The organism is Anabaena sp. FACHB-595, from assembly GCF_048568275.1.
In the GTDB taxonomy this organism is placed as follows: Bacteria; Cyanobacteriota; Cyanobacteriia; order Cyanobacteriales; family Nostocaceae; genus Trichormus.
On the sequence record NZ_CP183473.1, the window covers coordinates 3,713,862 to 3,727,108 of the forward strand.

The window sequence follows — 13,247 nt, forward strand, 5'->3', positions numbered from 1 at the left end:
GATGTGGCAATATTAGGGAGGCTAAATTTTGTGCCAATAATTTCTGTAATCATTCCTGTATATAATGGTGAAAAAACAATTATTGAAACCATTGCTTCTGTTCAGCACCAAACCTTTTTAGATATTGAAATCATTGTGATCAATGATGGTTCAACAGATAATACTTTTGAACTTGTGAGAAATATTCAGGATAATCGCTTGAAAATATTCTCTTATGAAAATGGTGGTTTACCCGTAGCTCGTAATCGCGGTATTACCCACGCTGTAGGTCAATTTATTGCCTTCATTGATGCTGATGATCTCTGGACAACAGACAAGCTAGAGCTTCAGTTTGCTGCATTACAAGAATATCCAGAAGCAGGACTAGCTTACAGTTGGACTTATTACAAATTTGCTAATGAAGCAGATTCTTATGCTGATGAATCTAATTCATTTGCAGGTGATGTTTATGCTGAATTGCTAATCAAGAATTTTTTGCAGAACGGTTCCAACCCTCTAATTCGGCGAGCCGCTATTGACTCTGTGGGACTTTTTGATCCTACACTGAAATCTTGCGAAGATTGGGATTTTTACCTGCGGTTAGCGGCTAAATGGCAATTTGCTTTAGTTAAAAAAGCACAAATTATCTATCGTCAGTCCCCAACTGCGATGACATCGAAATTAGATGTTATGGAAAAATATAGTTCTATTGTCATAGAGAGAGCTTTTAATGCAGCTCCTCCACAATTACAACATTTAAAAAAACAAAGTCTAGCATGGGTTTACAAATTTACTGCTCAACAATGTTTGAAATATAACAGCCATAAACTCGCAGATATTAAATTAGCCGCTAAAAGATTAAAAATGGCTATTACTCTCTATCCAAAAAACCTTTTAGAAGACTACACTCATGGTCTCATAAGAAAACTTATTAAAAGTTGGATATTATTACAGTTTCACATGGTTTATATTCCTGAAAAATCTCACAATATTTAATGAGTATTTATTAAGGGAACATCAAAAAATAAATTATCCGAAAATACTTATGCCTACTATATCTGTAATTATTCCTGCCTATAATGCTGAACGTACTATTTTAGAGACAATATCTTCTGTTCAGCAACAGACATTCTCAGATTTTGATTTGATTATTATTAATGATGGTTCCACTGACCGCACTCTAGAGTTGATTCAGAATATTCGAGATGAGCGTTTGAAGATATTCTCTTATGAAAATGGTGGACTTTGTACAGCACGTAATCGAGGAATTTCTCATGCAAGTGGGGAATTTATTGCTTTCCTTGATGCCGATGATTTGTGGACACACGATAAATTAGAATTGCAACTAACAGCATTACAACAACATCCAGAGGCGGGAGTTGCTTATAGTTGGACTTATTTTATGGATGAGCAAGGAAAATCTTCCATCCCTGGTGTTTCCCTATTCTTTGAGGGTGATGTCCAAGCTCATTTATTAGTTAATAATTTTCTCGCTAGTGGTTCCAATCCTCTAATTCGCAAGCAAGCCATTGAATCTGTAGGAGAGTTTGATTCTAACTGTATGGGTTGTGCCGATTGGGATTATTGGTTACGTTTATCAGCTACTTGGAATTTTGTTGTAGTTCGCAAACATCAAATTTTTTATCGCCAGTCTGCCACTTCAATGTCATCTACTAAAGTTAAAAATATGGAAGATGATGGCCTATTTGTAGTTGAAAAAACTTTTCAGTCTGTCAAACCAGAATTGCAATATTTAAAAAATCAAAGTTTAGCCTGGATTTATCAATATTCCACACAACAATATCTTAAGCAGAATGTCAACAATATTGATGCAGTCCGTCATGCTAGAGAAAAATTATGGCAAGCAATTTGCTTGCACCCGCCAATTTTATTGGCACCTTATGCTCAGGATTTAATTATCTGGTTGATAAAAAAATGGATATTAACTAAAATATATATCCTAAGAAAGAAAAATAATCCACTGATGATTAAATAATCAAGAAAAATATCTTCCTTTTGGAGGTATAAGGCTTTTTAGTATTTGGATAAAATGGCTTTGGCCGTGATGTTTTAAAACCCATGCCGTGATTCAAGACGCGGACAGAAATTACTAATGATATCATCATCCATCCTCCTTTAGTAATTTATGCCGACGGCAATATAGGCGACAGTAAGTCATCGCACAACATTCACGCCAACTGCACATCCATGAACGCAGCTAAAAAATGACACAACAAGTAATTAACTCTACAAGCAAAAATCATCTATCACCATTAGAAAACCAAAAGCGTTACCGAGTTGTATTAGTACATCCTAGTGCGGGAGTAAATTGGAGTGGTGGCTCAGAAATTTTTGCCATAGAGTTAGCAAGACATCTTAATTCATACTTCGATTTAGAACTTTTGAGCGGTGCTGACTGTGGCTCTTTTTCCCTTCCATCTGGTGGTATTTCACGCACTCAAGCCTTTAACATCGTTCGCCATCCGCTTATTTCTAAACTGCTGTCTAGGTTTGCTAGCCATCCTGAAATAGTGATTGAACACCTCAGTAATTTTTTTCCCTGTGCTATTCACTTATTAACTAAATCTGCCGATTTGATATTTCCTTGTAATGACTATGGCGGCATGGCAATGGCAGCTTTTGTGAGAGCTATCAGAGGTACGCCAATACTTTTTACCGAACACGTCGGCTTATTGGGAGAAGGTAAATCATTAACACGTAATTTGCGGTTTCATCCTAATCAATTAGTCGTTTTTTCTGAAGCAATGGCTGCATTTGTGCGTAGTGTACAACCTCAGCAAAATGTGAGCATTATTCCTAATGGTGTAGATATAAATAGATTTACTCCAGTAGGAAAGCACATCGATTTTTGTTTGCCAAAACCTATTGTTCTTTGTGTTGCGTCTCTCAAACGTCATAGCCATAAGCGCATTAGATTAGCTATGGAAGCAGTAGCACGTTTACCCCAAGCCAGTCTATTATTATGCGGCGATGGTATTGACCGTGATTACTTTCAAGCTAAGGGTGATGAGTTATTAGGGAAAGAGCGTTTTAAGATTCAAAGTTTTCCCTATGAGCAAATGCCGGCAGTTTATCGCAGTGCTGATGTATTTACCCTACCTTCCATTGATGAGCCATTTGGAATGGCTTATGTGGAAGCAATGGCGAGTGGTTTACCTGTAGTTGCTACCGATGACGAAATGCGTCGTCAGATTGTCGGTAATGCTGGTAGCTTATGTGATGTGAAGAATCCAGATATTTATGCTGCGGCTATGGGAGAGATTTTAACTCAAGATTGGCAAGTAAGAGCGCGTCAAAATGCTCTGCGTTTCAGTTGGGAAAACATAGCTTTAAGGTACCGTGACTTGATTTTAAAAACTATTCAAGGTCATCAACAAAATCATTAATTACATTCCAAAACCAAACATTATGCCCAAAGTTTCTGTAGTGATTCCAGCTTATAATTCTATGGCTTATCTACCAACAACGCTGGAAACTGTTTTTGCTCAGACGTTCACCGATTTTGAAGTATTAATAATTAATGACGGTAGTTCTGACAATATTGTTAATTGGGTTTCTAGTCTCGCCGATGCTAGAATCCGCCTCATCACCCAAGAAAACCAAGGTTTAACAGGCGCACACAATACAGGTGTGATGCAAGCACAAGGTGAATACATAGCATTTTTGGATGCGGATGATCTTTGGGAACCAAGCAAACTAGAAAAGCAAGTATCTTGCCTAGATAAAAATCCAGAAGTTGGCTTAGTAGATACTTGGGTAATGTTAATTGATGAAACAGGGAAATCTACAGGGACTGTACTGAAAACTAATGCCGAAGGTAATGTTTGGAAACAAATTATTCAATGTCCTACTGTTGTCTGTGGTAGTTCTCCTCTAGTCAGGAACGCTTGTTTTCAAGAGGTAGGTTTATTTGACCCAGAAATGGGTGGCTCATCCGATTGGGATATGTGGATTCGGATTGCGTCTCGATATAGTTTTGGCCTAATTAAAGAACCATTAACCCTTTATAGACAACATCGTAGCAGTATGTCAAAAAACTGCGAAAGAGTTTTTAGAGAAAATCAATCTGTCATCGAAAAAACCTTTAAATCTGTACCACCAGAACTGCAAAACTTAAAACAACGTGCCTATGCTTTAGTTTATTTATATCTCGCTTGGAGAGCTTTAGATAATAGAAATTACGAACAAGCTATTTATTATCGTCAACAAGCTTACACCAGCGACCCTCAAGTTATTTATTCTAAATCTGGTTTGTCTCAAAAATTCGCCATACTGGTAACTCGTTTCTTTGGTGCTTCTGGCTTGGATGGAGTTAGAAATATCAGTCGAGCTTTGCGAAGAAACATCTTAGCATTAATACCTTAAAATCCTGCATAATTCCGCATTGAAATTACCTCCAAACTTATGCCAAAAGTATCCGTCGTTATTCCCGCTTATAATGCAATGAAATACCTCCCCGCTACAGTGGAGAGTGTCTTACAACAAAGCTTTACCGATATAGAAATTTTAATTATTAATGATGGTAGTTCAGACAATATTATTGCCTGGACTGCACAAATCACTGACCCACGAGTGCAAGTGATTTCCCAACAAAATCAAGGCTTATCAGGAGCGCGCAACACGGGAATTCACCACGCATCGGGAGAATATATAGCCTTTATTGATGCTGATGATTTATGGCTACCAACTAAATTAGAAAAGCAAGTGAAATGTTTAGATAATTCTCCACAAGCTGGTTTAGTTTATACTTGGACAGCTTGGACTGATGAAACTGGTAAACCTACTGGTGTGATAGTCGCTTCTCATGTCGAAGGGTATGTTTGGGAACAAATGGTTGTCAATGACAAAATATCTAACGGTAGTTCGGCGATGGTGCGTCGTATTTGTTTTGACAAAGTAGGCTTATTTGACACAGAATTGACCAGTTCAGAAGACCGTGATATGTGGATTAGGCTGGCGGCTCATTATCACTTTGCGGTTGTCAAGGAACCCCTCACACTCTACCGCCGACATTCACAAAGTATGAGCAAAAATCGTCCGAAGATGCTCAAAAATATCCGTCGAGTTTTTGAAAAAACTTTTGCAACAGTTCCAACAGAGCTACTATACTTGCGAAACCGGAGCTATGGGTGGATAAATTTGTATACAGCTTGGACTTGTATGGATGAAAAGAATTACCAGGAAGCAATCAAATATCGTCGCCAAGCTCTTTTACATTACCCGCAGATTTTTTTCACAGCCTATTTCTTACGCTTGAGTGTAGCTATTGTGATTATGCAGTTATTAGGCTCTCAAGGCTATGATAACCTGCGATCGCTCATTCGTAACTTGCGTAGATTGGTTTTAGGTGCTGCAACCTAATCTTGCTATTTGTTTATGTATTTATTTCACCTGCTAATATCAACTGGCTGCTCATGTTAATTAAAAAGATAAAGCAACTATTATCAAGTCAATTTATCCGCAATGTAGGTTGGTTGGGAACAGCAGAGTTGGTAAATCGTATTTTTCGCTTAGGAACAACAGTAACTCTAGCACGAATGTTTAGTTCCCAGGATTATGGAGCAATGGCGCTCATCTACACAATTTTTGAATTTGCTAATGTCTTCACTCTCAGAGGTGGTATCGGTGCCAAGATTATTCAAGCCAATGAGCAGGATCTCAAAATAATATGTAATACTTCATTTTGGCTAAATCTAATTCTAGGAATCTCAGTTTTTTTATGTCAGTGTATCGCGGCATTTCCCATTGCTCAATTTTATGGCAATCAACAACTAGTCTGGCCTATTTGTACTTTAGCCATTGTATATCTGATATACCCTATCTTCATGGTTAATTCTGCTCTTATCGAACGCGATAACCATCTGAAGATTACAGCTTTATGTAATGCTATTCAAGCATTTGTGGGTAATGTAATTACAGTGGTTTTTGCTCTTTTGGGTATGGGTATTTGGGCTATAGTTTTACCTATAGTTTTATCAACTCCAGTTTGGGTTGTTGTCACTTGGATGAATAACTCTTGGCGACCTCCGACAAAATTTTCTCTCGATAAATGGCGAGAGGTTACCAGTTTTGGAAAAAATATGCTGGCTGTAGAATTTCTGAATAAAATCAGAAATAATTTAGATTATTTAATAGTTGGTAAATTTCTAGGTACAGAACAATTAGGAATTTACTTTTTCGCTTTCAATGCTGGTTCGGGTATTAGTATTAATGTAATTAACACATTTATGTCTGCTTTATTTCCTTATATATGTGCAGTCAGAGAAAATTTAACAGAATTTAAACAAAGATATTTCAATAGTTTAAAGAAGATTTTATCATTTGTCATCCCAATTATTCTAGCTCAAGCTATTTTAGCCCCTATATATGTGCCGATAGTGTTTGGTGAAAAATGGACGACGGCTGTACCAATTTTGATTTTAATTTGTTTATCAGTTATCCCTAGAGTATTTGGATGGGCTAATTCACTTTTACTCAATGCTGTAGATAAAACACATATTAACTTAAATATTAATCTTCTATTTACTATCTTTTTCGCTGCGGCAGTATTCTTAACAGTTCAGTGGGGAGTGTTTTGGGTAGCTGTAGGTGTTTTGTTATCTCATGTATTGTTCATACCTGTGTCTGTTTTATGGAGTTATAGGTATATTTTTCACAATCGCACTCGCACTTTGAGCAAGGTTTAGAGAAATGCTTTAAAAGTAATTATTTGAGAGTTATGTAGCATATTAGGTTTGTGGTGAGCTACTTTTTGAACAAGCTCTTATGTGGTTTTTGATTAGTTAACTTATCTTGCGGAGATTTAAAATAAATATGCCTAAAATATCTGTAATTATTCCCGCCTATAATGCTGAACGCACAATTTTAGAAACGATTAACTCGGTTCTCAATCAAACATTCTCAGATTTAGAAATCATTGTAATTAATGATGGTTCTACAGACAGAACAGTAGAAGTTCTACAAAATGTTGACGACGCACGCTTGAAAGTTTACTCATATGAAAATAGTAGAGCTTCTGGCGCTCGCAATCATGGAATTTCCCATGCAGTAGGAGATTTTATCAGTTTTCTTGATGCTGATGATTTGTGGACACCTGATAAGCTTGAATTACAATTGTCTGCTTTAAATAATCATCCAGAGGCTGGTGTAGCCTATAGCTGGACTTATACAATTGATGATAAAGGAGAATTATTAAAACCTTTTGAACCTTTGTATGAAGGGAATGTATATACTGATTTGTTATTAGCGAATTTTCTAACTAATGGCTCGAATCCTCTAATTCGTAAAGCAGCAATAGCATCGATAGGAGAGTTTGATACTACATTAAGGTCAGGTGAAGATTGGGACTATTGGTTACGCTTGGCTTATAAATGGCCTTTTGTTGTAGTCAAACAACATCAAATTCTTTATCGTCGTTCTGTTACATCCAAGTCATTCAAATTACAAATAATTCGGGAAGCTAGTTTGGCTATTTTAGATAAGGCGATGAAAGTGCTTCCTTTGGAATTGCAATACCTGAAGAAACATAGTTTATCTAATATTTATAGATACAACGTAGAGTTATATCTAGACAGTATCAATAATAATTCAACCGTTGATATTAAGTATGTGATTGGCAATTTGTTGAGTTATATTCGCTCAAGACCTCAAACTCTCAAGGAGATCTATACATATAAGCTAATCATAAAAATTTTGTTAGTTATAGTACTTTCCCCGAAATTGATGAGTCGTTTGTTGCAATTTATCAAAAAAAGTAAGCAGATGAAAAATCTCCAAGTACAGCCGTAGTGAAACTGATAAACTAGCAAGTTATCAACCATCAGCAACGGTAACTTTTTAGTAGTTAGCTCAACATGAAATTTAGCGACATCATATCAAAGCTAGAGGTTACAAACCATAGCCTCACTCAAAACCCAAACAATGACCCTGAAATTACAGGGATGGCAGCTATTGATGAAGCCACAAGTGCTAATCTCAGCTATATAGAGGGTGCAAAGTTTGCATCTTTTATCGCTCAGACAAATGCTAGTGCTTTGATTTTGCCACAAAATGAAGCGATGCAGGCTCAAGCTCAAGCGCGGGGTATTGTTTGGATGACGACACCAGAACCGCGATTGTTGTTTGCTAAAGCGATCGCTCTATTCTACCAACCATACACCCCAACCCCAGAAATTCATCCCACAGCCGTCATTCACCCCACAGCCAAAATTGGTAATGATGTTTACATCGGCCCCCATGTCGTGATTCAACCAGGGGTAGAAATTGGTAACGGTGTAATTATTCACCCCAATGTAGTCATTTACCCTTATGTAAAAATAGGCGATCGCTCCATCTTACACGCTAACTGTACCATCGAAGAACGCAGCCAAATTGGTGCAGATTGCATTATTCACAGTGGCGCTGTCATCGGCGGAGAAGGCTTTGGTTTTGTTCCTACCCGGACTGGTTGGTACAAAATGGAACAATCAGGCTATGTAGTTTTAGAAGATCGCGTAGATATAGGTTGTAACACTACCATTGATCGGCCTTCAGTGGGAGAAACTAGAGTGGGATACGATACCAAAATTGATAACTTAGTTCAGATTGCTCATGGTTGCCAGATTGGTGCAGGATGTGCGATCGCTGCCCAAACTGGTATGGCTGGAGGTGTAAAATTAGGCAAACGCGTGATTTTGGCAGGACAAGTAGGAATTGCAAATCAAGCGAAAATGGGTGACGGCTCGACTGCTTCTGCTCAAACAGGTATTCTCCACGATGTTAAACCAGGGGAAGTTGTCTCTGGTACTCCGGCAATTCCTCACAAAATTTATCTTAAAATAGGTGCTATTTACAGCCGCTTACCAGAGATGTACCAAGCTTTTAGACAATTACAACGTCAATCAGACAAGGAAAGTAAAAGGTAATTAATTTGGTAATTGGTAGTTGGTAGTTGGTAATGGGTGATTGGTAATTGGTAATTGAGAGGGAAGTGTTACCTATTAGCTATTACCTATTACCAGCACTTGACTTAATAACTGGGTATTGATTTTAACCTACTTCCAAAAATCAGTGACATCGTAATTTAATTCTTCTAGCATTTGTCGAAGCAGGGGTAAACTCAAGCCAATAACATTGCTGTGACAACCGGCGATTTTTTCTATAAATAAACTACCAAAACCTTCTAAGGCAAAAGCACCTGCACACTTGAGGGGTTCACCTGTGGCAACATAGGCTTGAATAGTGCGATCGCTAATATTAGCAAAGTAAACTTTTGTTACTTGATACTTTACTAAAGTGCGATTTTGTATTTTATCAATTAAAACATGACCTGTGTAGAGGTCGCCAACCTGACCTCGCATCAATTGCCAACGAGCGATCGCTTCATCCGCATCTATTGGCTTACCGTGAATTTTACCATCAATAGCCAACACCGAATCGCACCCCATCACCAACCCTGATGGAAACTGTGGCGCTACCGTTTCCGCCTTACATTGAGCGAGAATTTGCACCAACTTTCCGGGTTCAGTTTCTTGGATTTGCGACTCATCAAAATCACTAGGGCTAACTATTGGTTCAATACCCACCGTTTGCAGCAAGCGGCGACGCGCCGGAGAAGCAGAAGCTAATATAAATTGCGGAGTTTTCATAATTCAAAATTAAGAACTCTGAGGACTTGGAAATTGGGTATTGAACAAGGTAAAGAATTCTTCCCAGTCTCCCTTTGGGTACTCTTCCCTTCGGGACGCTCCGCGAACGGCGAACGCAGTCGCCTGGGTCAGGTAAACCCTACCAAGAGCGCTGTCTCACCAATCCCCAATCCCTAATCCCCAATCCCCATCAATACACTACAAAAGAGTTCGCTACATCTTCCATCATCCCTTTGACTTTTCGCCAACGTTTTTCAGGAATCGAAGCGTTAAAGGTAAAAAGTTTGCCACGACTAACAGCCACACTGGCGATGTTATGTCGTTCTTGCTGATTGGGAAGCTTTACTAAATACTCAAGGTGGTAGTATGTTCTACCTTCTGATTCGTACTCAGAGGCGTTGACTAGTTCAGCCGAGCGACCAGAATCAGGAGGTGCTAAAGCCGCTTTTCCCAATTTGTAACCTACTTCTGTTGGTGTACCCAGTTCTTGCAAACTTTTGTCATCGGGAACGGGACTAATGACAACAGATATATTCTCGGAAATTTCAATTAAATCGTGAAACACCACATCAGGGCCGTTAGCAACTTTTACCTGTAACCAGCCATTAGGGTATGAAAACTCATAGCCATCAGCAGTGTCTACAAAGCTTTTGAATCCAGCAGCCTCGGCTACATTAGAATTACTCAAGCTAAAACTCAAGACCAATAGCAACGTCAATACAATTTTTTTCCACATCTTTACAGATTCCTTTAGGCCGGAAGCAATATGAAGGTAGGTATGATTTCTCATTTTCATTGTCCCATCAACTGGATCGCTTCGCATGATTAAGAAGGACTGGGAACAAATCAATGCAACATACCCTATAGGTAGGAGATGATTTTGAATTTTGAATTCCCCAAAGGGTTTGACTGACCACTCACTACCAAGCACTCAACACTTTGATATTATGCTCACAAGTAACGAATTGCGTTGGTTTTATCCTGGTAAGATACCAGAAGATATAAAAGTTTGGTTTCAGCGTTGCTGTTTAATTGACCAGGAGCAATTACCGGAAACACGAGAAGATATTTATCTCTACGTCCCAGAATCTAATTTTTTGGGAATCAAACTCCGACATGGTAGCTTGGAAGTGAAATGGCGGACAGCAGAACTGGGTGTAGTAGGTTTTGGGGAACTCGTTGCTGGAAACGCTGAGAAATGGGCTAAATGGTCTTGTGAAGACCCGACAGGAGAAAGCTTTCATCCTACAACAGTTTTAAGTAAATCTTCTTGGGTAAGGGTAGAGAAAACTCGTTATTTACAGTCTTATCAAGTTCTATCTGATTTCTCAGTACAATCAGTTGCTAATGATGAATGTATTGATAGTGCTTGCAGTCTGGAGATTACCCAGTTACTGATTCAAAATAATACATGGTGGAGTCTAGCCTTAGAAGCAAATGCTGAGGATCAAAGACTAATGGCAAATCTGCAAGCGACAGCTAAATCAGTATTTAAAACTTATCGAGGAGCAAAATTACTAGCTACGAATTCTTATGCTTATCCCTATTGGTTGGGGTTGGTGTGTGGCTAATTGATTACTAGAAGCAAAAAAAATCACCCTATGGGGTACTAGCCAATTCCAACAATACCGAGTAATTAACTTAGTTAACCAGCAATTATCCAGTTGTAGCATTCTGCACCCTAAAAGTTAGGAGAAATAAATGCCCTTAAAGAATTATGGTGTATTAAAAAGTCGTGCGCTAAATCGTAAATTTGGTGAAGGTTCTAGTCCCCATTACCAAATACTTGTAACGGACAACAAACAAAAGCACCGGATTGCTATCAACGTCAAATCAAAGCAAAGCCCTTCAGAATTGCTTTATCTTGTGGATGAAAATTTCTCCCATCCCATAACGAAAGAATTATTAGAGTTAGATTTCGGCTTCTATGAGTTGCCACGCCAACCGGGGGGAATTGCTTTAGACTACATTCGCGGGAATTTGTTTGACCCCAAACAGATGAAGCCTTTGCCCTATGATGTGCCGGGGCCTAACAATGATCTTAATGAATTGCTGGAATTATACATTGCACGAGCGATCGCTTCCACAGATGCAGTCCTCTATCCTTTTGGCGAAAGATGGGGGCCCGAAATGGACATCAAAGACAAATATTTCGGGTTTCTTCCAGGGAACGGTATTCATGACATCCACATGAACCAGGGTAACGCCGCCCAATTTAAAAAAGACAACGGTGTTTGGCAAGATGGCGGACTGCTGATTCACTACCCGACCCGAAATCAATGGGTAGGTATTTTCTTGGCCTTCCAGTCTCAGACATTCCATACCGACGATATCACCGGCAATAGAATAGACGATATAGACATAATCACACCAACTGTCACAACTGGAGCAGTGCGGATTGTGGCTGCACTTGTGAATCCTCCGGGTGAGGATGTAGGAAAAGAGACAGTTACCTTAATTAATATTTCACCCCAGAAAGTAGACTTGGATAGTTGGTCATTAGCAGATAGAAACAAGCGCAAACAAAGCCTATATGGTGTAATCAATCCAGGTGAAGTTGTCAAAGTACCTATTGATAGTAATAGTATTCAATTAGACAACAATGGTAGTATTATCACCCTCCTGGATGAGAAAGGCATCAAGATTGATGGTGTTTCCTACACCAGAACACAGACAGAGAAGCAAGGTTGGACAATTCTGTTTTGAGGGAGTAGAAGAATCAGGCGAAGGGAGAAGAAAACTATTGACAACTAACAACTGACAACTGACTAATGACTAAATTGATAGAATTGGGTTAGTAGGAATTTGCACAATCTAGCCGACAAAAGTCATGCCTTCTGAAATTGCTGTTGAGAAAAAAAAGTTAAAAAATCCACCTCTGCAACTCCACTATTTAGGCGATCGCGTGCTGCGTCAACCAGCAAAGCGGATCACGAAAGTAGATGATGAAACCCGGCAATTGATCCGTGATATGCTGCAAACTATGTACAGCAGTGATGGCATTGGTTTGGCTGCACCCCAGGTGGGAATTAATAAACAACTCATTGTCATCGATTGCGAACCGGATAACCCAGCGAATCCGCCACTGATATTAATTAACCCTACAATTAAACAAGTAAGCCGGGAAATTTGTAGCGCGCAGGAAGGGTGTTTAAGCATTCCAGGGGTTTATATGGATGTCAAACGCCCGGAAGTGGTAGAAGTTGCCTATAAAGATGAAAATGGCCGTCCTCAGACCTTAAAAGCTACCGACCTACTCGGACGCTGCATTCAACACGAGATGGATCACCTCAACGGTGTAGTATTTGTAGACCGTGTAGATAATTCCTTGACTTTGGCACAGGAGTTATCTAAAAATGGCTTCTCGTATCAAGCAGTGAAACCAGTAGCATAGGGTGGACTAGTAGTGTATTTAACTCCAAAAAGCGGTTTATTTCTCGCTGGCTCTTGCATAAGTGCGATCGCGGCTGTTGGCTCGGTGTTTGAACTCAGTTATGGACAACCAGATTTAGGCTTCCAAACCACCGCAGTTATCCTGGGTTTGAGCATTCCTCTTACAGGATTATTTTTTCTTGCCGCAGTGAGGGACGCAAAGGCTAACATTAAATAAGCATCAGGTAC

14 protein-coding genes are annotated in these 13,247 nt (G+C 39.1%); 12 read left to right on the forward strand and 2 right to left on the reverse strand.

Annotated features, from left to right (window positions below; all coding sequences use genetic code 11):
- The first annotated feature begins 30 nt into the window (after positions 1 to 30).
- The 8 genes from ACN222_RS15335 (at position 31) to lpxD (ending at position 8,903) form a co-directional block, all read left to right on the forward strand.
- Positions 31 to 975 carry a glycosyltransferase family 2 protein gene (locus tag ACN222_RS15335; RefSeq protein WP_044521611.1) on the forward strand — a complete coding sequence of 315 codons (945 nt, stop codon included), beginning with the start codon at positions 31 to 33 and terminating at the stop codon, positions 973 to 975.
- 49 nt (positions 976 to 1,024) lie between these two features.
- Positions 1,025 to 1,975 carry a glycosyltransferase family 2 protein gene (locus tag ACN222_RS15340; RefSeq protein WP_010997219.1) on the forward strand — a complete coding sequence of 317 codons (951 nt, stop codon included), beginning with the start codon at positions 1,025 to 1,027 and terminating at the stop codon, positions 1,973 to 1,975.
- Between the two features lie 229 nt (positions 1,976 to 2,204).
- A complete protein-coding gene (locus tag ACN222_RS15345; RefSeq protein WP_010997220.1) occupies positions 2,205 to 3,386 on the forward strand; it encodes a glycosyltransferase in 1,182 nt (393 codons plus the stop codon).
- Positions 3,387 to 3,408: 22 nt separating this feature from the next.
- Positions 3,409 to 4,365 (forward strand): glycosyltransferase family 2 protein, encoded by a 957-nt coding sequence (locus tag ACN222_RS15350; protein ID WP_010997221.1) that lies wholly within the window; start codon positions 3,409 to 3,411, stop codon positions 4,363 to 4,365.
- A gap of 39 nt (positions 4,366 to 4,404) precedes the next feature.
- Positions 4,405 to 5,361 (forward strand): glycosyltransferase family 2 protein, encoded by a 957-nt coding sequence (locus ACN222_RS15355; protein ID WP_010997222.1) that lies wholly within the window; start codon positions 4,405 to 4,407, stop codon positions 5,359 to 5,361.
- 53 nt (positions 5,362 to 5,414) lie between these two features.
- Entirely contained in the window at positions 5,415 to 6,686 is a 1,272-nt protein-coding gene (locus ACN222_RS15360; RefSeq protein WP_010997223.1) for a lipopolysaccharide biosynthesis protein, read from the forward strand.
- 127 nt (positions 6,687 to 6,813) lie between these two features.
- Positions 6,814 to 7,788, forward strand: a complete 975-nt coding sequence (locus ACN222_RS15365; RefSeq protein ID WP_010997224.1) for a glycosyltransferase family 2 protein — start codon at positions 6,814 to 6,816, stop codon at positions 7,786 to 7,788.
- Positions 7,789 to 7,853: 65 nt separating this feature from the next.
- A complete protein-coding gene (gene lpxD, locus ACN222_RS15370; RefSeq protein ID WP_010997225.1) occupies positions 7,854 to 8,903 on the forward strand; it encodes a UDP-3-O-(3-hydroxymyristoyl)glucosamine N-acyltransferase in 1,050 nt (349 codons plus the stop codon).
- Between the two features lie 129 nt (positions 8,904 to 9,032).
- Here lpxD and ACN222_RS15375 read toward each other — a convergent pair whose 3' ends face one another.
- Both ACN222_RS15375 and psbP read right to left on the reverse strand, forming a co-directional pair.
- The gene (locus tag ACN222_RS15375) at positions 9,033 to 9,626 is read right to left on the reverse strand and encodes a Maf family protein (protein WP_010997226.1); all 594 of its coding nucleotides are present in this window, start codon (positions 9,624 to 9,626) and stop codon (positions 9,033 to 9,035) included.
- Between the two features lie 190 nt (positions 9,627 to 9,816).
- Positions 9,817 to 10,362: a photosystem II reaction center PsbP gene (gene psbP / locus ACN222_RS15380; RefSeq protein ID WP_044521617.1), complete on the reverse strand. Its 546-nt coding sequence runs from the start codon at positions 10,360 to 10,362 to the stop codon at positions 9,817 to 9,819.
- Between the two features lie 211 nt (positions 10,363 to 10,573).
- Between psbP and ACN222_RS15385 the strand changes: the two genes are divergently transcribed.
- The 4 genes from ACN222_RS15385 (at position 10,574) to ACN222_RS15400 (ending at position 13,236) form a co-directional block, all read left to right on the forward strand.
- Positions 10,574 to 11,197 carry a hypothetical protein gene (locus ACN222_RS15385; protein ID WP_010997228.1) on the forward strand — a complete coding sequence of 208 codons (624 nt, stop codon included), beginning with the start codon at positions 10,574 to 10,576 and terminating at the stop codon, positions 11,195 to 11,197.
- Positions 11,198 to 11,327: 130 nt separating this feature from the next.
- Positions 11,328 to 12,332 (forward strand): DUF2278 family protein, encoded by a 1,005-nt coding sequence (locus tag ACN222_RS15390; protein ID WP_010997229.1) that lies wholly within the window; start codon positions 11,328 to 11,330, stop codon positions 12,330 to 12,332.
- Between the two features lie 124 nt (positions 12,333 to 12,456).
- A complete protein-coding gene (gene def / locus ACN222_RS15395) occupies positions 12,457 to 13,020 on the forward strand; it encodes a peptide deformylase (protein ID WP_010997230.1) in 564 nt (187 codons plus the stop codon).
- Positions 13,021 to 13,032: 12 nt separating this feature from the next.
- Positions 13,033 to 13,236, forward strand: a complete 204-nt coding sequence (locus ACN222_RS15400; protein WP_010997231.1) for a hypothetical protein — start codon at positions 13,033 to 13,035, stop codon at positions 13,234 to 13,236.
- Positions 13,237 to 13,247 lie beyond the last annotated feature (11 nt).

Coding starts and splice junctions, on each gene's coding strand:
- ACN222_RS15340 (WP_010997219.1), top strand. CDS start 1,025: ATGCCTACTATATCTGTAATTATTCCTGCCTATAATGCTGAACGTACT.
- ACN222_RS15345 (WP_010997220.1), top strand. CDS start 2,205: ATGACACAACAAGTAATTAACTCTACAAGCAAAAATCATCTATCACCA.
- ACN222_RS15350 (WP_010997221.1), top strand. CDS start 3,409: ATGCCCAAAGTTTCTGTAGTGATTCCAGCTTATAATTCTATGGCTTAT.
- ACN222_RS15355 (WP_010997222.1), top strand. CDS start 4,405: ATGCCAAAAGTATCCGTCGTTATTCCCGCTTATAATGCAATGAAATAC.
- ACN222_RS15360 (WP_010997223.1), top strand. CDS start 5,415: ATGTTAATTAAAAAGATAAAGCAACTATTATCAAGTCAATTTATCCGC.
- ACN222_RS15365 (WP_010997224.1), top strand. CDS start 6,814: ATGCCTAAAATATCTGTAATTATTCCCGCCTATAATGCTGAACGCACA.
- lpxD (WP_010997225.1), top strand. CDS start 7,854: ATGAAATTTAGCGACATCATATCAAAGCTAGAGGTTACAAACCATAGC.
- ACN222_RS15375 (WP_010997226.1), bottom strand. CDS start 9,626: ATGAAAACTCCGCAATTTATATTAGCTTCTGCTTCTCCGGCGCGTCGC.
- psbP (WP_044521617.1), bottom strand. CDS start 10,362: ATGTGGAAAAAAATTGTATTGACGTTGCTATTGGTCTTGAGTTTTAGC.
- ACN222_RS15385 (WP_010997228.1), top strand. CDS start 10,574: ATGCTCACAAGTAACGAATTGCGTTGGTTTTATCCTGGTAAGATACCA.
- ACN222_RS15390 (WP_010997229.1), top strand. CDS start 11,328: ATGCCCTTAAAGAATTATGGTGTATTAAAAAGTCGTGCGCTAAATCGT.
- def (WP_010997230.1), top strand. CDS start 12,457: ATGCCTTCTGAAATTGCTGTTGAGAAAAAAAAGTTAAAAAATCCACCT.